At 41.3% G+C, this 21,041-nt stretch carries 21 protein-coding genes; 16 read left to right on the forward strand and 5 right to left on the reverse strand.

The window, feature by feature from the left end:
* The first annotated feature begins 15 nt into the window (after window positions 1–15).
* From E1I69_RS12980 to E1I69_RS13005, 7 genes are all read left to right on the forward strand, one after another.
* Complete coding sequence (locus E1I69_RS12980) at window positions 16–381, forward strand: hypothetical protein (RefSeq protein WP_136380024.1); 366 nt, start codon at window positions 16–18, stop codon at window positions 379–381.
* A gap of 132 nt (window positions 382–513) precedes the next feature.
* Window positions 514–642 (forward strand): hypothetical protein, encoded by a 129-nt coding sequence (locus tag E1I69_RS25240; RefSeq protein WP_278186162.1) that lies wholly within the window; start codon window positions 514–516, stop codon window positions 640–642.
* A 204-nt stretch (window positions 643–846) separates the two neighbouring features.
* A complete protein-coding gene (locus tag E1I69_RS12985; RefSeq protein WP_136380025.1) occupies window positions 847–2,271 on the forward strand; it encodes a S8 family peptidase in 1,425 nt (474 codons plus the stop codon).
* Window positions 2,272–2,605: 334 nt separating this feature from the next.
* Window positions 2,606–3,577, forward strand: coding sequence for a Gfo/Idh/MocA family protein (locus E1I69_RS12990; RefSeq protein WP_136380026.1), 972 nt, complete (start codon window positions 2,606–2,608; stop codon window positions 3,575–3,577).
* A 528-nt stretch (window positions 3,578–4,105) separates the two neighbouring features.
* A complete protein-coding gene (locus E1I69_RS12995) occupies window positions 4,106–5,785 on the forward strand; it encodes a methyl-accepting chemotaxis protein (protein ID WP_136380027.1) in 1,680 nt (559 codons plus the stop codon).
* 51 nt (window positions 5,786–5,836) lie between these two features.
* Window positions 5,837–5,971 carry a DUF4083 domain-containing protein gene (locus tag E1I69_RS13000; RefSeq protein ID WP_136380028.1) on the forward strand — a complete coding sequence of 45 codons (135 nt, stop codon included), beginning with the start codon at window positions 5,837–5,839 and terminating at the stop codon, window positions 5,969–5,971.
* Window positions 5,972–6,029: 58 nt separating this feature from the next.
* Window positions 6,030–6,563, forward strand: a complete 534-nt coding sequence (locus E1I69_RS13005; RefSeq protein ID WP_136380029.1) for a hypothetical protein — start codon at window positions 6,030–6,032, stop codon at window positions 6,561–6,563.
* A 25-nt stretch (window positions 6,564–6,588) separates the two neighbouring features.
* On the opposite strand, the gene E1I69_RS13010 is transcribed toward E1I69_RS13005, so the two are convergent.
* Together E1I69_RS13010 and E1I69_RS13015 are read right to left on the reverse strand one after the other, a co-directional pair.
* A complete protein-coding gene (locus E1I69_RS13010) occupies window positions 6,589–7,038 on the reverse strand; it encodes a hypothetical protein (RefSeq protein ID WP_136380030.1) in 450 nt (149 codons plus the stop codon).
* Between the two features lie 65 nt (window positions 7,039–7,103).
* Window positions 7,104–9,167: a glycosyl hydrolase family 18 protein gene (locus E1I69_RS13015; protein ID WP_136380031.1), complete on the reverse strand. Its 2,064-nt coding sequence runs from the start codon at window positions 9,165–9,167 to the stop codon at window positions 7,104–7,106.
* A gap of 178 nt (window positions 9,168–9,345) precedes the next feature.
* On the opposite strand from E1I69_RS13015, the gene E1I69_RS13020 reads away from it, so the two are divergent.
* Window positions 9,346–10,845 (forward strand): S8 family peptidase, encoded by a 1,500-nt coding sequence (locus tag E1I69_RS13020; protein ID WP_136380032.1) that lies wholly within the window; start codon window positions 9,346–9,348, stop codon window positions 10,843–10,845.
* A gap of 222 nt (window positions 10,846–11,067) precedes the next feature.
* Here the strand turns inward: E1I69_RS13020 and E1I69_RS13025 are convergent, their stop codons facing one another.
* From E1I69_RS13025 to E1I69_RS24415, 3 genes are all read right to left on the reverse strand, one after another.
* Window positions 11,068–12,000 carry a LytR family transcriptional regulator gene (locus E1I69_RS13025; RefSeq protein ID WP_136380033.1) on the reverse strand — a complete coding sequence of 311 codons (933 nt, stop codon included), beginning with the start codon at window positions 11,998–12,000 and terminating at the stop codon, window positions 11,068–11,070.
* A 174-nt stretch (window positions 12,001–12,174) separates the two neighbouring features.
* A complete protein-coding gene (locus E1I69_RS13030) occupies window positions 12,175–12,420 on the reverse strand; it encodes a hypothetical protein (RefSeq protein ID WP_242634593.1) in 246 nt (81 codons plus the stop codon).
* An 8-nt stretch (window positions 12,421–12,428) separates the two neighbouring features.
* Window positions 12,429–12,587: a hypothetical protein gene (locus tag E1I69_RS24415; protein WP_154670409.1), complete on the reverse strand. Its 159-nt coding sequence runs from the start codon at window positions 12,585–12,587 to the stop codon at window positions 12,429–12,431.
* Window positions 12,588–12,748: 161 nt separating this feature from the next.
* On the opposite strand from E1I69_RS24415, the gene rbsK reads away from it, so the two are divergent.
* From rbsK to E1I69_RS13070, 8 genes are all read left to right on the forward strand, one after another.
* A complete protein-coding gene (gene rbsK / locus E1I69_RS13035; RefSeq protein ID WP_136380034.1) occupies window positions 12,749–13,678 on the forward strand; it encodes a ribokinase in 930 nt (309 codons plus the stop codon).
* Between the two features lie 49 nt (window positions 13,679–13,727).
* On the forward strand, window positions 13,728–14,645 hold the full coding sequence (locus E1I69_RS13040; RefSeq protein ID WP_136380035.1) for a nucleoside hydrolase: 918 nt from the start codon (window positions 13,728–13,730) through the stop codon (window positions 14,643–14,645).
* Window positions 14,646–14,838: 193 nt separating this feature from the next.
* A complete protein-coding gene (locus E1I69_RS13045) occupies window positions 14,839–15,987 on the forward strand; it encodes a M20 family metallopeptidase (RefSeq protein WP_136380036.1) in 1,149 nt (382 codons plus the stop codon).
* A gap of 143 nt (window positions 15,988–16,130) precedes the next feature.
* Complete coding sequence (gene purU, locus E1I69_RS13050; protein WP_136380037.1) at window positions 16,131–17,018, forward strand: formyltetrahydrofolate deformylase; 888 nt, start codon at window positions 16,131–16,133, stop codon at window positions 17,016–17,018.
* Window positions 17,019–17,121: 103 nt separating this feature from the next.
* Entirely contained in the window at window positions 17,122–17,706 is a 585-nt protein-coding gene (locus tag E1I69_RS13055) for a hypothetical protein (RefSeq protein WP_136380038.1), read from the forward strand.
* Between the two features lie 159 nt (window positions 17,707–17,865).
* Complete coding sequence (locus tag E1I69_RS13060; protein ID WP_136380059.1) at window positions 17,866–18,786, forward strand: ribose-phosphate diphosphokinase; 921 nt, start codon at window positions 17,866–17,868, stop codon at window positions 18,784–18,786.
* A 244-nt stretch (window positions 18,787–19,030) separates the two neighbouring features.
* Complete coding sequence (locus tag E1I69_RS25245; protein ID WP_136380039.1) at window positions 19,031–20,179, forward strand: SEC-C metal-binding domain-containing protein; 1,149 nt, start codon at window positions 19,031–19,033, stop codon at window positions 20,177–20,179.
* A 103-nt stretch (window positions 20,180–20,282) separates the two neighbouring features.
* Entirely contained in the window at window positions 20,283–20,939 is a 657-nt protein-coding gene (locus tag E1I69_RS13070) for a hypothetical protein (RefSeq protein ID WP_136380040.1), read from the forward strand.
* Window positions 20,940–21,041: the final 102 nt, after the last annotated feature.

Below are 21,041 nucleotides of genomic sequence, written 5' to 3' on the forward strand. Positions count from 1 at the left end.
AAGGGAGGATTTAGAATGAAGAAAATGGTCAAATTTTTAGGTGTAGTGCTTGTACTGCTGATGCTTGTTCTTCCTGGAAACACCGCATTTGCACATGGGGATGATTGCGAATGTGGCGTGACCTATTTGCAAGGAGCAGAGCGCAACAAGGCTGTTGCCAACACGTTGAAGTTGGATGAGTATAAAAAAGTGAAGGCAGACAAAGGAAAAGAAGGCTATGAATTTGCCGGAGCGGATCAGATAATGGTTGTCCACATGCCTTATGAAGATACCCTTTTAACAATTGTCGCAGTTCCGTTTGTCCATGAAAATGGCGATGTAATATTCGCTGGCTTTACGAATGGAAAATTCTCTGGATTTCAAGGTGCACCAATGGAATAAATCAATATGTTAACCCCTAACAAACAGTTGGGGGTTTTTTTGTCGAAACTTTGTAACAATTTTCCTTTGCAAAATTTAGCGAATAGTGTAAAATGGATTTTAATTGGAAAATAAGATTGGTAGGTAAAAAGTATGAGTGCCGAACAACTTTTAAAAATAATGATTGATATTCAGAAAAAAGTAGAAGATACAGCTACGATAACTACAGAAGAGGTCATGCAAGATCTTATTGGTAGATTGAAAGAGTGTCAATCCGCTTAAGTTTGAAATGCCACAGACCGAGCCAGAGGGAAATCTCTGGCTTTTTTTGTGTTTATCTAACATAACCCCCGACAATTCGACTGCCCATGGGTGTTCCTGTATTAATTTGATGAACGAAAGTTAGAGGATTGGGAAAAGACTCGTCTAAATATATGTATGTTGGAGTTCCTATAACTCCAAACAATCGTGATGAGGGGGAGTATAATGAAAAAGGTTTTTGCAGTTTTACTCAGTGTGGCTCTTTTACTGAGCTTCCTACCGGCTGTTTCAGCAACTGGTAAAGATGTTCAGACGGAGTATTATTCGGTACTGTTCAATAAGAACAGTATACCTGCTAGCTTCGCGAAGGAGGTTAGCAAATTTGGTGGTGAAGTCGTCTACACTGTTCCGGAAATTGGTTTCGCTCAGGTTAAAGCTTCAACGGCTTCATTTTCAAAGCTAAAAGGAATTACAGGAGTGAGCGTAGCCAATCCTTCGATTTCCTGGAATCTTCCGGAATCACAGCAAATTAAGGCTGATAACGTAAATCCTGCTGATGCAGCTTTATGGGATTTACAATGGGATATCAAACGCATCACGAATGATGGTGAAAGCTATAAATTAGGAACGGGCTCACATGATGTGGTTGTTGGAATCGTTGATACTGGTATCGACCGGGATCATCCTGACTTAGTAAAGAACCTATTACCTGGTTCTAAAAACTTTGTTCCAGCGGGCGGATTCCAGGGAACAGAGCCTGCTGAAACAGGTGATTCTGCTGCGTTTGATGACCGCCATGGACATGGAAGCCATGTAGCAGGTTCAATCGCTGGAAATGGTGCAATGCTAGGAGTGGCTCCTGATACGGGCATCCGTGCGTATCGTGTATTCGGTACTAGCTCTGCTGAGTCAGCGTGGATTTACGATGCGATGATTGCAGCGGCCAATGATGGAGTCGATGTGATTTCAATGAGCTTAGGTGGTTTTGATGTCATAGGACAAACGTTTTATGTGGACCCTGTAACTGGTAAAAAGGAGAACCTAGGTAATGATGTTGCTGATTTTTTAGGATACAAACGTGCTGTTGAGTACGTGACGAACAAGGGAGCGCTCGTTGTAGTGGCTGCCGGTAATGAGGGAATTAATGCCACAAATAAGAAAGAAGTTATGGATTATTTAAATAGCCAATATGCAGGAGATGGACTTTATTTTGTAGGGGCAGGCTTTGAAGTTCCTGGTACCATTCCAGGTGTTGTAACTGTATCAGCAACTGGACCTAATGATGAGTTTGCTAGCTATTCTAACTATGGACCTGGCTTTGTTGATATTACAACTAGTGGTGGAGATTCAAAGCTTTATGTTCAGTATTTAAATGAAGGTAAATTTGATGAGTACCTTGAAAAACGTTTGTTTGAGACGGAATTCAATTTAAGCGCTAGTGAAGATGGAGGCTGGTACTGGTCAACTGGTACATCAATGGCAACGCCAAAGGTCTCCGCCGTTGCGGCGCTACTTATTGATAAGTATGGAAAAATGTCACCTGCTAAGCTTCAAGACCTTCTTTATAAAAAAGCGGTAGATCCTGTAAAGGGCAAGGACAAACAGTATTTTGGAAACGGACATTTGGATGCTTACGATGCGTTAAAATAATCTATTGAAAAGACGGGTCTAGTAATGGCTAGATCCGTTTTTCTATTATTTTTTAATCTGTTTTCATAATGTAAAGCCCTTTCATAATCTCCTAAAATATGAGAATATAGATTTGTTGAATATTAACTTTATTAAGCAGTCATCCACTATTTTTAGGAGTACTGGTCTTTGTGAAAAAGTAAACAAATTGAGTGGCAGATAAAACAAAGTCTGAATAAAGTTAAGGCCTCCGGCGGATACCACAGATTTTAGCGGAAATTTATCGAGCGGGCTCGATAAAATCTGGGCGCAAATACGCCAAGGCGCATTTGATTTAATAAATAGGAGGATCACGATGACAAAGGTTCGTTTTGGTGTTTTATCTACAGCGAAAATAGCAAGAAATACATTGATTCCGGCAATGGAGCGAGCACACAATGCAGAGGTTGTGGCGGTTGCGAGTGAGAGCGGAAAAGCGCAGGATTTTGCAGCTGAACTGGGCATTCCTAAGCATTATGAATCCTACACAGATTTATTAAATGATCCCGAAATCGACGCCGTGTACATTCCACTTCCAAATCAATTACATAAACAATGGGCGATTGAAGCAGCAAAGCATGGCAAGCATGTGCTTTGTGAAAAACCGGCTGCTTTGACATCACAAGACGTTGAAGAAATGTCAGTTGCTTTTAAAGACAACAATGTCATTTTTATGGAAGCCTTTATGTATCAATTCCATCCCCAGCATAACCGCGTGAAAGAAATCATTGCTTCAGGTGAAATTGGAGATGTAAAGTTGATTCGTTCGACGTTCTCCTTCCTCCATGATTTGAATTCTGGAAACATCAGGATGCAAAAGGAGCTTGGCGGCGGTGTACTGTACGATGTGGGTTGTTACTGCATTCATGCGAGTCGCTTGATTACGGGCGAAGAGCCGGTTGAAGTGAAAGCAACAGCAAATCTTCATCCAACACATGATGTCGATATTACCACAGCGGGTACATTGAAGTTTGAAAGTGGTGTGATTGCCAATTTCGATGTAAGCTTTGAGCAAAGCTTTAAAGCTTCATATGAGGTTGTTGGTACGAAAGGTTCTATCCTTGTGAAGCATGCATTCCGTCCAGACAATGAAGGTGGAAATGGCGTGCTTGTCGTGAATGCTGAAGCTGGCCAGCGTGAAGAAACGGTTCAAGGTGACCAGTACAAGCTTCAGGTCGAGCATTTTGCAGAATGTGTTCATTCTGGTAAACAGCCGATGTACAGCGTTGAAGAAACATTGAAAAATATGCGTGTAATTGAACAGGCGCTTGCGTCTGCTCGTAATTAAAAGCCAACCCACGGGTTGGCTTTTTTGGTTACTTCCTCTTTTTTACCGTTTTTAGCAAATCCCTTCCTCAAATCTACCAAAAGTTTTCCTAGTAAACATGTATATCTACCAAAATCTTGGCAATACTAGATTACTAGTGAAAGGGACGGAGGGACAGGTCCATCGTCCCATTTAGGATAAGGAAACTGTCCTAAATGGGAACCAGTAGAACCGTCCCCGCGGTTCAAAGGAGGGATTCTAGTGAAAACAGGTGTTGAGTTGCCAGAGGTGTTACCGGTTAATAGGGAAGATTTTTTGAAGTTATTGCTAGATTTAATAGTAAAAAAGTAGTATGAATCGTGGTGTCGAGTATTGTTGAATGGTGCGAAAACTTATATACTATTAGGTAGAAAATCATATATTTGTAGAAAAGGGCAAACTCTTTGAAAAGAAATGCACCAAAAAATATGAAGCGTTTGGGCCGATCTAGTAGAATTGGCTTTATTTTTTGCCTAATTATTACTATTCAACAAGAAAGAGGTACTATAGATGAAAAGTATTCGTACGCGATTATTTGTCAGCTTTTTTGCCATCATTATCCTTTGCATTGGCTTAGCGGCATATAATTATTTTTCAGTGTCCACTATGAATCAAAAGACGGACGACATGGTCTCCGAGGAACTCACGGTTTTACTAGAATACGATAGTTTAAAATACAATATTGCACAGAGTATAGCGTTGGCTCGAGGATATGTGTTGTATGGGGAATCTTCTTATAGAGATGATTATGACATCTATTCCGTGGAATATGATTTAACCGAACGAAAGTTAAGCGCGATGAAGATTAAAGAGGTTGAGGGACTTTTAGGCGAGACGAAAAAATGGCGGGATATGATAAATGAAAAGGTGTTCATCCCATATGAAAACGGCAATGCAGATCTTGCTAAGCATAATCTGCAAACCTACGTCCAACCAGCAGCAAGGGGCTTGATGGATCAAGTTGAACAGCTATCAAAAGATCGCGAAAGACATATTGTTTCAACAGGAAACGACGTAGTGAACTACGGGGAGAGTACGAACATTGCTGGACTTGTGGTGGCGGCCATTGCGGTTATTTTAGGAACGATCATCTCCATTTATACATCAGTAGTGATTGCAAGACCAGTGAAAAATGTGGCAAACCGGATGAAGGCAATTTCGAATGGTGAGCTTCAAGCTGAGCCTATTAAAACAAAGCTAAAGGACGAAATTGGTCAACTCGTTACAGCAGTTAATGATATGAACGACAATTTAAGAGGTATGGTCAAGCAAATGTCTGTTGTGTCAGACCATGTGACCGGCCAAAGTGAGGAATTGACCCAGTATGCGGATGAGGTCATGGCTGGCAGCCAGCAAATTGCAGTCACAATGGAAGAACTCTCCCGCGGTGCTGAGGACCAGGCATCATCATCGACCCTTTTAATTGAAAAAATGTCCAATTTCTCGCAGGAAATCATGCAGGTTGCAATCAAGGGTGACGACATCAAGGAACAGTCACAAGGCATGCTGACATTGACCAACGATGGCAGCGCCTATATGGAAACATCAATTCAACAGATGAACAGTATACATGAAAAAATGAAGCAGTCCCACACGATGGTGGTTGGGCTTGATAACAAAACAAATGAAATTACGAAGCTAGTGAATGTGATTCAGGAAATCGCAGGACAAACGAATCTTTTAGCATTGAACGCTGCGATTGAGGCAGCAAGAGCAGGTGAACACGGAAAAGGCTTCGCCGTAGTCGCCGACGAGGTTCGTAAGCTTGCTGAACAGGTTGGAAAATCCGTTGCTGAAATAACAGTGATTGTAAAGGATATTCAAACGGAATCGAAGCAAGTCGTTCAATCCTTGGATGATGGCTACCAATCTGTGGAGGAAGGTACCGCACAAATCCAAACAACTGGTGAAACATTTAACGAATTAAAGAGAAAAATCGATGAAATAAGCACTCAATTCGAGTCCATGTCAAGCTCGCTCTACGGTGTGCTTGATGATACAAGAGAAATCAGCGGAGCAGTCGAAGGGATTGCAGCTGTGGCAGAAGAATCTGCAGCGGGTGTCGAGCAAGTATCGGCAACTGCCCAACAATCGAGCAGCTCAATGGAAGAAGTTTCAAAAAGCGCAAAACAGCTCGAAGAAAACGCTGGCGAACTCAACACCTTAATCCAGCAATTCAAGCTAAAATAATTTGTGGGACATAGGGACAGGTTCCTTGTCCCGGAGAGGAGAAAATCCGGCATGGTAAATATCGGAGACATTCTTTTTCAGTTATTTGCATTTCTCGTTCCACTTAGTTTTGTTGCAGTACTCATCTATGTCGTGCGCTTTTCAAAGCGTGTCAAACGAATGGAAGCAAAGCTAGATGACATTTAAAAAAAGTAGAGTAAGACTTGGGAGATGATCTCAAGTTTTTCTTTTAGGAGGAATCATTGTGATTGAAACATTAAGGGAGATTGTGGCTACCGTTGGCGAACGAAAAATCATTTGGGGTGTTGGAGGATCGCTATTATTAAGTTTTCACGGTCTTGTTCAGCATCCAAATGATATTGATTTGTTGGTGAATGAAGAGGATGCTTTATGGTTCAATAAGAAACTTGAACTGCTTGGAACGTCGCTTGAGGCGAAGTCTTTACGTCCTTTTAGAACGAGCTATTTTGCGAAATTCAGGGTTGGAGGGTTTAATGTCGATAGCATGGGAGGATTTGCAATTGAACATGAAGAAGGAGTATATCGGCTGCCATTTGATGAAAACTCGGTGGTCGGGCGCGTGGAGGGAATTCCTTTGTGCTCGCTTGAGGATTGGTATATTCTTTACATGCTCATTCCCAACAGGCAGGATAAGGCAGCACGGATCGAAGAACATTTTAACAAGAATGGCGTGAAGCATCCGATGTTGCTAGCACGTGCTTTGAACCAGCCATTGCCTCATGAGATTAAAGCAAAAGTTGAAAAGCTATTGTGGTAGAAAAAGGATGCCTGCGCGGCACCCTTTATTTTTTTACACTCATTTTTACATTTCGGAACATGAATGTGGTTTTCTCTTGCTGGTTAGTCAGCACCATTGCATCGATTTGCGAAGTAGTTTCCTGAAGGTCAACCTCAAGCTGAATCGTTCGCCACACATCATGCAAGCCAATCACCGGGGATACGCTCTCCGCTAAAAAGGTTCCGCGTGCATCAGTCTCGTCGACAAGTAAATAAACGGCAGTGTTGCCCTTCACCTGGACCTCGAACACAATCGTTTCGCCACCCTTAACCCCTCTTGGTGAAAACACAAATCCCTCGTTTTCCTCTTCACCTTTCGTTTTTACTTCAAATGTACCATCCTCAACCTGTGCCACCGTCGCACTCACTCCAAAAAAAGGCGACTTCTCCGCAGCACTTGCTGGCGAAACAAATAGAAATAATAACGTTATACAAAATAATATTTTAAGTTTCATTATGAGAACCTCCTTTGGGACATAGGTCCGTGGTCTGGGACACAGGGACAGGTTCGTCGTCCCACTTATTTAACTCTGGAATTTAACGTTGATATGGTTTGTGGACCGGCTATTCCATCAACTTTGAGCTTATATTTTTTCTGGAACGCAATTATTGCAGATCTTGTAGTCATATCAAATTTTGAATTAGGCGTTTGTTTGTAGTAACCTAATTTTCTTAACTTAGTCTGTAGGTCTTTTACGGCTGTTCCAGTTGAACCAGTTTTTAAGATAGAGGGTGGTTTTGGAACGGCTTTTACGACTGGTTTTAATTTAACCTGTGACAGTAACATCCAACCGGTTGTCCCCTTATGCTGTACTTTTACCCACTTTGTTTTCTTTTTATCCGTGTATTCCTGAATGACCTTAACCTCATCCTTTGTGGTTACGTATTTAATGACCTTGTTTGTAGTAGAGCTCCCACTGCGGATTGCGGTTTTAGTTGCTTTGGGTATCATGAGCTTTCCAACGTATAATGCTTTTGGTGCCGGTGTTGCAGCTTTTGGCGCAGCTACTTTTGGAACAGGTGTTTTTGCAACTGGTGCAGCTATCTTTGGAACGGGTTTGACAATCGGAACTATTTTCTCTGGCGTTATTGGAACAGGTTCAACGATTGTTCGTGGTAACTCAGCAGGTGTGCTCTGGCTTGGGGGTGGAACAACATACAGCACTTGCCCAACAAAAATGGTTTCAGATGTTAAATAATTATATTGCTTTAATTGCGCTACGGCTAAACCAAATGTAGTAGCAATTTTCCATAATGAATCCCCGGACTGCACAGTATAAGTTGGATACGTTACAGTTGGAACACTAGGTGTAACAGGCTGTGAAGGTGTGATGACACTTTGATGAGTAGTCATCCACATCTTATAGTCATTCCAGATAACAGGATTTTCTTGTCCGAGACTCCAACTACCAGTTCCCTTTAAATTGTATTTGTGTACAAGGTCGATTTTTGCCTTGATAGAATCACTGTTCTCAAACCAAATTGTATACGTGCCAGCTCCTAAGGTTTTACCTCCAATGGTGATGGTGGGGTCGCTAGGACCAATGGTTACCGTTGCTTTGGGGGACTTTGCCTTCTCATCATAAACAATGGTACCGCCGTATTTAGCCAACATTTCATCCACCCGTGTATTCGAAATTCCATCGCCGCCTGTTGTTGCTCCAGCCTTCCAATACCTTCCATAAAAAGGAATGCCAAGCACAATTTGAGAAGCAGGGACCCCTTGGTTAAGAGCATATTGAATGGAACGCTCAACCCACGGGTAGCTTGCTACTGGCCCCTCTGGACCGCCTGTGTAGCTTTCGTCATACGCCATAATCATCAGATAGTTTGAGTACTTCGCTAATTCTTTATAATCATAGGAACCATGCCAGCCCTTCGTCCATCCATTCGGATTGGCTGCAACAGCCACAGAAACTTCCTTATCCTTCGGTAGCTTTTGACGTAGCAATCGAACTAAATCTGTGTAATTTTGTTGATCAATATCAGATACATTTTCAATGTCCACCTGAACACCATCAAGGTTATTTTTAATGATAAAATTTGCAATTTGGGTAGACAATTGTTCTCGATTTTGAAGAGCGGAACGACCTAAATTACGGTCCCAATGATTACTTAAAAATGGAACAACTTTAATTCCACGATTATGCATTTCAGACACAAATGTCGGGTCAAATTGAGTGGTAATCTTTAATGAACCATCCTGGTTTAAATCAAAATAGCTAGGGGCAACAAGGTTCATATTCCCTTTCGTTCGATCGATTTGGGAAATATAAGATTTTGTATTCCCAAAATAAAGATATGTCATATTAAAGTTTGCCTCATGGGCTTCTGCTTTTTCACCGGCAGTAAAAGTACTAAACAACATTGCTCCTGCCATAACGACAATAGTCGATCTTTTAAGGAAAGGAAATTTTTGATTAACATACTCCATTGCCGCTGTTCGTAAATTGTATTTTTCCTCCTTATTCGTAAGCATTAACTCTGAAGCCAATTCCTCAGTAAAAGGTTGTAAGTGCAAAATAACTGTAAAATGTCCATGATCCTCCACCAGCTGGTGACGAAGAAAAAATTTATTTTTCATCTTAATTCACCTCAACCTTTAGTATGTAGTTTATTGGAAAGAAACATGTAATTTTCAGGGCTATCTATCGTTTTTGCCCTATAAATTCCAGTATATTTTTTTAGAAAAATACTTTATATTTATCTCAAGTTGAACTAAAAAAATTTTTTAAACCGGGGGATTTGTTCTGAAAAAATTAATGTCCTTTTTGGCTGTCATTACTCTATTAACCCCATTAGGACCAAAAGCAAATGCGGAGGTTCCAACTGAAAAAGTCATTATTGTTTTTAAAGATAATGTAGATAAACAATTAGTGAACAAGGTAAATGGTGAGATTGATCATATATCAAAAAATGTTCCTGTCTTATCTGGGGAGATTCCTACTTCCGCAATAACTCAAATTGAAAATGATCAGGCTGTGCTTGCTGTAGAAACTGACCAAGTGGTGAAGGTAAGCGGACAAGTTCAGGACTGGGGAATTGAGAACGTAAAAGCACCAAAAGCATGGCAAACAAAATATACGGGTTCTGGAACAAAAATTGCAATTATAGATACGGGTATTTCCCAACATGAGGATTTGGTGATCGCAGGTGGGATATCTTTCACCTCTTATACAACGTCCTATTCGGATGATAATGGGCATGGCACACATGTTGCTGGTATTGTTGGAGCGAAAAATAACCAAATTGGTACAGTTGGTGTTGCTCCAGAAGCTAGCATTTATGCAGTTAAAGTATTAGGTGCGGATGGTTCTGGGTATTTATCTGATATTATATCTGGATTAGACTGGGCGATAACAAATGATATGGATATTATTAATCTTAGCTTAGGTTCAACAGGTGACTCATTAGCATTAAAACAAGCTGTGGACCGTGCTTATAGTAAAGGAATATTAGTTGTTGCATCAGCTGGAAATAGCGGTAACACGGATGGTAATACCGACTCAGTTCTATATCCTGCAAAGTACGCTTCTACTATCGCTGTTTCCGCGGTAGATATAGAACATCATAGGGGTACATTTTCATCTACTGGGAAATCTGTGGAAATTGCCGCACCAGGTATAGATATTCTAAGTACGTACTTAAAAAACCAATATGTTAAAATGGACGGAACATCAATGGCGGCGCCATATGTCACAGGAATCTTAGCATTATTGAAACAAGCATATCCAACTTTATCGCATATTGAATTAAGAGAAAAGCTCCAAACTACAGCATTGGATCTTGGAACACCTGGCCGAGATACGTTTTTTGGTTATGGATTAGCTCAGGCACCAACTGAATCGATTGAAGCAATCCCGGTTGCAGCAAAACCATCAGCTCCTAAACCAGTGGTAAATCCAGTACCGAAACAAACAATTGCAAAGCCTGTTTCAAAACCAATCGTAAAGAAAAAAATGATTTCCACCATTACAACTGCTAAAACAGTATACAACGTTGGTAATACCATTTGGCCGACTGTAAAAGTGATTGATTCTAAAACAAGGAAACCACTGCCGGGAGCGATTGTTAAGCTAACAATTATTCCACCAAAAGGAAAAGCAGTAACTATTACAGTAAAATCAAATTCAAAAGGAATAGCACTATTCAAATATATAACTACTAAAAAATCTGTTAAAGGAACTTACAAATTATCCACTTCAATAAACCTAACAAACTATGCTACTGTTAGCCAAACAAAAACAGTGAGACTTAAGTAAATGTGACCTAGATACATCATGTAAGAAATTTGTAATATGGATTTTCATTGATAAGTTCATTTAAGTTTTAAAAAGAGACTCGTGCACCCAAAGGTGTTGCCCGAGTCTTTTTTTAGTATCTGTTCTATAAATCGACCCCTTGGTAATAGTGCTTAAAAATAATAACTGTCCAGGTGTCCCATAAAAAAAGCAACCGGAACATGACCGGTTGCTCTTAGTATTTTATTCGATTTCCAAATGTTGTTTCAAACGAGATGAGACGGCTTGGCGCTCTTCATCAGAGACAATCCAGTACCACGCGTCAAGGGTTTGCCCAACACCATCGATGCTGTATTGCTCGATGTTATGGCGAGCACCCTTATATTTCGATTGAATGGTTTTCATTTCATCAAAGGAGATATCGGTTGTTACGTTCGTGCCAAGCGCACCAAGAATGTCATCAATTTTTGTGACAGAAGTAAAGCTTGCCCCTTTATCGATAATCCCTTGAATAACCTGCTTTTGACGATCCTGTCGACCAAAGTCACCACGAGGGTCGTCATAGCGCATCCGCGCATATTTAAGTGCTTCCTCACCATTTAAGGTTTGAGGACCTTCCTTGAATGAGGCGCCCTCATAAGAGAATGCCAATGTACTGTTCACCTGGACACCACCAAGCGCATCCACGATTTGCTGTAGGCCTTCCATGTTCACTTTTACATAGTAGTCAATTGGTATATCTAGGAAGTTCTCCACGGTATCAATCGTCATATCAACGCCACCAAATGCGTATGCGTGATTGATTTTATCCTGAGTACCCCTTCCCACAATTTCAACACGAGTATCACGCGGAATGCTTAGCATTTGCATCGAATTCGTGTTTGGGTTAACGGTAACCACGATTAACGTATCAGTACGACCCTTGTCACCTGAGCGCTCATCAACACCCATGAGCAGGATCGAAATCGGATCTGCTTTCGAGATATCAATTTCCTCTGTACGCTTGTCAGATGGACCACGGTCGCTGTGCATTTTTCCAACCGTACTGGCAACAGATTGATATAAATAAACGGCGTATCCACCGATAGCTAACAATAAAACAAGAGCGATTGTTCCCACAACTTTTGGCCATTTCCGTTTCGTTTTCTTTTTCGAATGGCGGTCAACTCGACTCATATTATCAACACCTTTTCGTAGATTACTAGTTGAATTAATAGTACACAAGTATTAGACGTTTGAGAAGAGAAAAAGTTACAAGGTTTTGTGAAAAATGTCTAAACTTGGGGATAGATTGTCGGAAACGTTTCATGTACTATCCTCATTATTAAAATAAAGCTTACTTTCGACACACTAATCATCGTTATCTATAAATTCTTCCATCTCCTCATGGGTAATGCCATAAGGAGCACCACCTGATGTAAAGCCAGCGATAAATGCAAATGTGTCATCATAATCTTCATATTCATTGAGTCCTTGTGCATGTTTTCTTTTTTCTCTTCGTTGTTGTTTTTCTCGTTTTCTTTCTTCAACCAAGTCTTTAATACGTTTGCTATCTTGACTACTTATTGGAACCCCAAGCTTTCTTAGCTCTTTCATTGAACTTATTAGGTTAAGGTCAAATGTCTTAGAATAGCTTTTTTTATAATATCATCGCCTTCGAATTGAGCGATCCATTCTTTTCCTTTTTCTATTCGTACATCTTTCGGTAATCCCCAGAACTGCTTTTTTGGACTCTTGTTCCCTTTTTTCTTTTTCCGTCCCATAGGTAAACTCCCCATTTCATTTTGCCTCGTCGACTCAGTTTGTCTATAATATTCTATATGAAACTCGCGTTTAGGGACAGGGGGACAGGTTCATTGTCCCAGGAAAAAAATGGTGGGACGCGGAACCTGTCCCTATGTCCCATTAGATTGGGGGAACTCAGATGGCTGCGGATATTGTGGTTGTAGGTAGCTTGAATGTGGATATGGTGGTAAGTGTGAAGCAGCGGCCCGAATGGGGTGAAACGGTTCTCGGGAATAGCTTTTTTACCGGTAATGGTGGAAAAGGTGGCAACCAGGCGTATGCAGCAGCTAATCTTGGGGCATCGGTTGCGATGCTCGGCTGCGTCGGAGAGGACATTTTTGGTGAGCAGCTTCTAAAAGGCTTGAAAGAAGTGGGAGTTGATACTTCTCCGATTGCAAAAATTCCCGGCGTTTCGTCTGGCGTGGCTGTAATTAGCGTGAATGAAGATGGAGAAAACAGCATTATTGTGTCACCGGGTGCAAACGACCATGTGACACCTGAATATGTAAGAAAACATGAGCAACTCATTCGCGAGGCAAAGCTTGTGATGATGCAGCTCGAGATCCCTCTTGAAACTGTCATTGAGGTTGCAAATATTGCACATACATACAATGTTCCAGTTATGCTGGACCCTGCTCCGGCACGAACGCTTCCTAATGAGCTTTATAAAAAAGTGACCTATCTCGTTCCAAATGAGAGTGAGTTAGGGATTGTGGCTGACGCGAAAATTTCGGATGCGGAGTCTGCAAAAATGGCTGGCACGAAGTTATTGAAAAAAGGTGTCGATACGGTATTTGCAAAGCTTGGTGGAAAAGGAGTCGTCGTGTTAAGGGACAACGAAACCTCCTTTGTCAGCCCACTTACAGTGTCCGTGGTTGACACGACGGCAGCAGGTGATGCATTTGCAGGGGCGCTCGCTACAGCACTCGTGAGCGGGAAAAATCTGCAAGAAGCCACTGAATTTGCAAACGCGGTTGGCGCATTGACCGTTACAAAAAAAGGCGCTCAAGCCTCAATGCCAACACTTGAAGATGTTGGGACACAGGGACAGGTACATCGTCCCAAGTAAAAATTGGTGGGACAAGGGACCTGTCCCTCCGTCCCAAGGAGGTAAAACGATGAAGAAAGTAATTTTTGATGTGGATACTGGAATAGATGATGCGATGGCGATTGCCTATGCCGTGAACTCACCGGAGCTTGATCTTCTTGGATTAACAACGAGCTACGGAAATGTTGCGGTTGATGAGGCGACACGAAACACGTTAGCAGTTTTAGAGAAGCTAGGAAGAAAGATTCCGGTATATGCGGGTACAGCAAAGCCACTGGTCAGAGGGAATCGAGAAGGTTTTGCAAAAAAGGTCCACGGGGAAGATGGTCTAGGCAATGTGTTGAATTTTGAACCTGCTGCATCCGCGGAAACCCAGTTTGCGGTTGATTTTATCATTGAAAAGGTCAAAAAGCATCCCAATGAGGTCACCATTATCGCCGTGGGCCCGTTGACAAACCTGGCTCTTGCACTTCAAAAGGCGCCAGAGATTGTCGAACATGTTTCCGATGTGGTGATTATGGGCGGCGCGGTCTTTGTACCTGGAAATGCGACACCACATGCTGAGGCGAATATTTTTACAGATCCTGAAGCGGCTAAAATCGTGTTGTCATCGGGTTTACCGATAACTTTAGTAGGGCTGGATGTGACGATGCAGACCTTGTTGCCAAGAGAAAAAGTAGATGCATGGCGAGGTTCTGAAGTCGGTGACTTTTTCGCAGACATGGTCGGCTTTTACCACGACTTTTATGAGTCTGCTAACCCAGGAATCGGTGGCTGTGGTCTCCACGATCCATTGGCAGTAGGTGTAGCGATTGACCCAAGCCTAGTGAAAGCGAAGGACATAGCAGTTGACGTGACTTCTGAAGGAAAAGAAGACGGAAGAACCATACCAATCATGGAAGGAAATCCTAAAATCCAAGTGTGCACCGAAGTCGACGCGCAGGCATTCCTGGATCATTTTTTAAAAAGAGTGCCCACTGCACAATAGAATTTTTGAACCCATGCTATAAAAATAGTAGCATGGGTTCAATTGTTGTAATATTGTTATAATATATAAATTTTTTAGGGACATAGGGACAGGTCCATCGTCCCAGGCAAAAGTTGGTGGGACACGGGACCTGTCCCTCCGTCCCAAATTAATGGGCAGGGAATATTCTGTCCTAATAGAAGGTGGCAATGTAATGGAACAGCAGGTTGTAGCATTTTTAAAAGAGAAAGAGTCTGAGATGGTGGAGGTTTTGAAAGGGTTAGTAGAGTTGGAATCTCCGTCTCACGATAAAGAAGCGGTGGACCAGGTGGGTAAGCAGGTTCAGGAGCTGTATAGAAAATACGTGGGTGGCTCCATCCAGAAGTTCAACAATGAACATTTTGGAGATCATTACCGTTGTGAGTTTGGGGAGGGCGATGAGCAAATATTGATTTTGGCGCATATGGATACGGTTTGGTCAAAGGGTACGATTGAAGAACTTCCATTCCGAATTGATGGAGACAAGCTTTATGGTCCAGGTTCATTTGACATGAAGGGCGGCATCGTGCAAGGGGTGTTTGCATTGCATGCACTCAAAACACTTCAGGTTCCTTTAAAAACAAAGGTTGTTATGTTATTTACGACAGATGAGGAGATCGGAAGTGAGTCTTCACGCGAGTTAATCGAAGCAGAAGCGAAGAAGAGCAAATATGTGCTTGTTCTAGAATCCGCAGCAGCGTCTACGAAAGGAAAGCTAAAGACCTCTCGCAAAGGTGTCGGCATGTTCACGATCAAAGTAAAGGGACGCGCGGCACACTCCGGCATTGAGCCTGAAAAAGGAATTAGTGCAATTGAGGAGCTTGCTCGACAAACCCTTTATTTGCATGGCTTAACAGACTTCGAAAAAGGAACAACATTAAATATCGGACTAATAAAAGGCGGAAGTGCATCGAACGTGGTTGCTGCTGAAGCGGAGGCAGAACTAGATTTGCGTGTTAAAAATACCGCTGAATTCAATCGAATCATTCCGTTGATTCAAGGCTTGACGCCATCTAAGGAAGGCTTATCTATCGAAGTTACGGGTGGCATCAATCGTCCAGTTATGGAAAAAACGCAAGAGATCACAAAAATGTTTGAAACAGCGAAGGAAATAGCGAAGGAATACCTTGATTTTGACTTAGAAGATCAAGCTAGTGGTGGCGGAAGTGACGGCAGCTTCGCATCGCAATTTGCCCCAACCTTGGATGGCTTAGGACCAGTTGGAGACGGCGCTCACGCTTCAAACGAGCATTTACGTATCTCGCAAATGCCAGTAAGAAGTGCATTGGTTGCGTTACTCATTGAAAAACTAGCAAATGAATAAGGGACAAGGGGACAGGTACAGTGTCCCAGAATAATATGGGTGGGACGAGGAACCTGTCCCTCCGTCCCAAAATCTGAATTATTTAGACAACTCCTCAGGATACTGTTATAATATTCCTCATTAATTATTGTGAGGTAATGATCATGTATTTTAACAAAGAAGAGTTTCAAAGCAAGCATCAGAATCACGGAAGGCTATTGGTGAGCTGTCCTGACCAACCGGGGATCGTGATGGCGATCTCTGCATTTTTATATTCATTCGATGCCAATATTATTGAGTCTAGCCAGTATTCCACGCATCACCAGGAAGGTACATTTTATCTTCGAATTGAATTTGAATGTCCATCCCTAACGGAGAAAAAGTCAGAGATGGAGACTTCATTTTTAGAAGTTGCCGAAAAATTTTCAATGAAATGGAAGCTAATTGACGTTCAAAATGTGAAGAGAACGGCGATCTTTGTTTCTAAGCAGCTTCACTGTTTGCATGAGCTTTTATGGGAATGGCAAAGCGGAGACTTGATGACGGAGATTGCGCTAGTCGTGAGCAATCATGAAGATGCAAGACCAGTTGTTGAAAATCTTGGTATTCCGTTCGTTTACATTCCAGCGAACAAAGATATCCGAAAACAGGTTGAGGAACAGCAATTACAACTTTTAAAAGAATATGACATCGATTTGATCGTGCTCGCGCGTTACATGCAGGTGTTAACACCCGATTTTGTTGCGGCCTATCCAAATCAAATTATTAACATCCATCACTCATTCTTGCCTGCGTTTGTCGGAGCGAGACCGTATGAGCGGGCCTATACACGCGGGGTAAAATTAATCGGTGCGACCTCGCATTATGTAACGAACGATTTGGACGAGGGCCCAATTATTGAACAAGACATCGCACGTGTGGATCACCGTGATGATGTAGCGCGACTGAAAAAAATCGGTCAAACGATTGAACGAAGCGTTCTTGCACGTGGAGTAAAATGGCATCTTGAGGATCGAATTATCGTGGATAACAATAAAACAATTGTGTTTTAAATATAGCAGGGGCGCCACATTTGTGGGGTCCTTTTTTTGAAGAGAAGGATAAATATATTATTTATCGAATACCTTTTATAGGAAGGGAAAAAGGGGGAATAGGATGCGTGAACTAGTTCAGAAAGCATTTTTATCATTAGTAGGTGTGTTTTTATTTGTTATTTTCTTAAAAAACGAACTCTACCTAAATTTCCTTTTCATTCATTTTTTGATTGAATTTATCATTTATATTCTCATCATAATGCTTATAGTATGGGTGGTTAAAAAGGTAAATAAGTGGATGTTCGCTTTGCGATATAAGCTTTCAATTGAAGTTATGGGAAGCCTTTTTATTATCCTTTTCTTTACATATGAATTATTAACACCCTATTTTTACACCGAGGATTATTTAAAAAAAGTTGGATTTGAAAAGGTTGAGGTACTTCATCAAGTTACGAATCCTGAGCTTACCAATAAAGAGCGTGACAATCTAGCGAAAGATGCAGTTGTGAAGGAAATGGCAGCTTCCTTTTCAATGATAGGACAATATCCAAATATTTATAAGGGTGAAGTGATTGATTTTAGACGTCATTTTAATCAATTTGAGTTGATCATTGAAAGTAAACCTCCTGAATTGAAAAAATTTCAATATACATTTGCAAAAGAAGGAATGGATTTTAAAATAATTGGGTTTGGAGAATTACATTAGCTTACTGGAAAACCTGTAAAATTGGGGTTTCCAATTTATTTCTGTCGAAATTTGTAACTTGGCACTATGTAAAGATTGTAAAGATAGGTTATATTATATATAGACTATTTTTTGCATGGAGGACGAACAGTGGCTTACCAATTGAATGAGTGTTTTAAAATGTTTAGTTTAAATTCAAATCCAGAACTAGCTGAGGAAATGGCATCGTTACTCGGTTGTGAGTTGGGGAAATGTTCAGTTTCACGCTTCAGTGATGGGGAAATTCACATTAATATAGATGAAAGTGTACGTGGAAGCGAAGTGTACTTGATTCAATCAACTTCACAACCCGCAAACGAACATGTAATGGAATTATTGATCATGATTGATGCGCTAAAAAGAGCTTCCGCCAAAAACATCAATGTTGTAATTCCCTATTATGGGTATGCCCGTCAGGATCGTAAGGCGCGCTCCCGTGAACCAATTACCGCTAAGTTAGTTGCAAATTTACTTGAAAAAGCCGGTGCAACTAGGGTCTTGACTATGGACCTTCATGCACCACAAATCCAAGGATTCTTTGATATACCAGTGGATCAATTGCTGGGTGTACCACTTCTATCTGAATATTTTGCGGCAAAAGGTCTTGAGGATGTTGTAGTCGTATCGCCTGACCAAGGTGGGGTGGTTCGAGCTAGAAAAATGGCAAGCCAACTAAATGCACCAATCGCCTTTATTGATAAACGCCGTCCAAAGCCAAATGTGGCACAGGTGATGAACATCGTGGGTAACATCGAAGGTAAAAATGCCATTCTGATTGATGACCTCATTGACACAGCCGGAACGATTACTCTTGCTGCTAAAGCATTAATGGAAAGAGGGGCAAAAGGGGTTTACGCATGTTGTACGCACCCAGTCTTATCTGGCCCAGCGATTGAACGAATTGAGTCTTCACCAATTCAGGAATTGGTCGTCACAAATTCCATTCAATTACCAGAAGAAAAACAAATTGACAAAATCACAACCATTTCCGTAGCGACATTGCTAGTCAATGCAATCGACCGCATCCACAACGAAAGAGCTGTGAGTCCTTTATTTGAATAAAAAAATGAACGGGGGTCGTTCCACTAGGTGGAGCGGCTTTTTTTGACGTATATCAAGTTGACGCCGATAGAGATGAAATAACGTTGATAGAATCGAATTAACGCCGATAGCTAACCTTGGGCTTACGCTCAGTTTTGGGAAAATGCCCTATTTTCAATGAAATATGGTTATAATGGGGATATTCAAACCGGTGAAAATGATATTGATTCATAATCCAATAAATTAAATGGAAAGGACCCACCCCATGTCATTTTTAGAAAAAATCAAACCACATTTGCTTTCAGATGATATCTTAATCCAACAAACCGTCTTACATGCGCTTCATGAATACCCGAACGTTCCAGAGGAATGGACAGTAGAGTTACTAAAGGATGCGTTCCGAAACGAAAAGAAACAATCAAACATCTTAATGTACATAGAAAATCAAACAATCAATGAAGAAGCGCTCAACATTTTAATCGACAATATCCCAAAAATGAACGAGACTGAGCGGCACCTCGCCCAAAACCTATTAAGTAATATTGATACGTCACTTGCTTTTCAATATAAAGAACAGCTTGAAAAATATATTCCTAAACAAACCTGGGAGATCTTCGAAGTTATCGAAAATGGATCAGAGGAAGACGTTTATTCAATGTACGGAGAAGTTTTGAACAAACTTGATCAATCATCATCTCGAGGATCTGACGTTTACCAAGCGGCGAAAAAACTATCTGAGTGTATCGTGAAAAAAGGGTGGATAACTGAGAAGGAAATTGATATTGTGTTGTCCGAGGAAGCCAATGATGATTGGTTCTCGTCAAATGGAATCATGAATGTCTATATGGGAGGGTTACTAAATCTTGAAAAACATATCCCTCTCTTTGCAAGCTTGTTAACAAGAGATGATGATTTTTTATTGGAGGAGGTTTCGGCCGCATTAGTTCGTTTTCATTCAGATCAAGTAGTAAAAGAGGTTGCCCCGTATGTAAGAGATTCGGAATCGGTCATCTATGCTGCATCAATCTTAGGGAATATTAAAACGGACCGTGCGCTTCAGGAGTTACGAAAAGCTTATCATGAAACGGATGAATTTGAGGAGCAGGAGCCAATCATTGAAGCGCTTTGCCATCATTTTTCAAAAAAGGCTCTTCCTGAATTCAATGCTCGTATGGAATACGAATATGAATATTCCCTTATAGAAATAGAGCATGTTGCTTACTCTTTCTACACAATTGTGGGAGAAAAACACCCAGAATTATTGGAATGGAAGAGGGTGGCAATGGGAAGAGAGATACAGTTCCAACATACAATGAAGGAACCAGTCCAGATTAGAAATGAGAATAAAGTAGGAAGAAATGACCCTTGTCCATGTGGAAGCGGAAAAAAATATAAGAAGTGTTGTGGAAAATAACGGTTGAACTCTGTTTGGGTTCGCCGTTTTTTGTTTGCGCAAGACTTGGCATGTTCTGATTCCTCTAGGAATAAAGTAGTAAAAAAATAAGGGGGAATCCATAATGGTACGCCAACGACTCGGTGCTTATTGTGCATTTATTTCTGCTTTGATGCTTGTTCTAGTGATGGTTATTTCACAGACCGTTGTAGTAGAGGGGAAGGATGTATACGAGCAAACGGTGCATTCGCTAGCGACTTATCCCGTTTTGAACTGGGTATTACTGCTGTCTGGGGCATTCGCAATGATTCTAGTGTTCTGGACGGTTGAAGCGATTGATACGCGACTTCGATCAGGGTATCCAGAACTGAGCTCAAATGTATCCAGATTCGCCTACCTCCACCTCCTTTCCTATACCTTTTATATGCTGCTACCAGCTGCAGCCCTTCACGACCTCGTTAATAAAGATCAGAACATCCAAGAGGCTATCACGACCATCCACCCAATGATTGAACTCGGACTCGTCATATCTGTATTTTCTAGCATTTGTCTCAGCATTTGGCTCATTCAAGTAGGATATCTCATTTTAAAAACAGGTTTATTTTCAAAGTCATTGGGCGTATTCACTATCATCATCAGCTTAATCGTACTTTTCTCGGGTGCATATGAAGCGTTATACGGGAGGGGTTCGGTGATTGGAATCATTTCCAGTATCCTAACCTTTGTTGGAGCATTCGTTATATGGAAAATTTGGGTGGGGGTTGAGTTGTTGAGGAGGTAAGAAATAGCTAACGCCGATAGAATCAAATTATCGTTGATAGAGCTTTGAAAAAAGGGGGGTACAGTTGTACCCCTTGTTCATTTTACTGGATAAACCATCCAA

Origin of the sequence: Bacillus timonensis, from assembly GCF_004799755.1 — a bacterium.
In the GTDB taxonomy this organism is placed as follows: domain Bacteria; phylum Bacillota; class Bacilli; order Bacillales; family Bacillaceae_L; genus Ferdinandcohnia; species Ferdinandcohnia timonensis_A.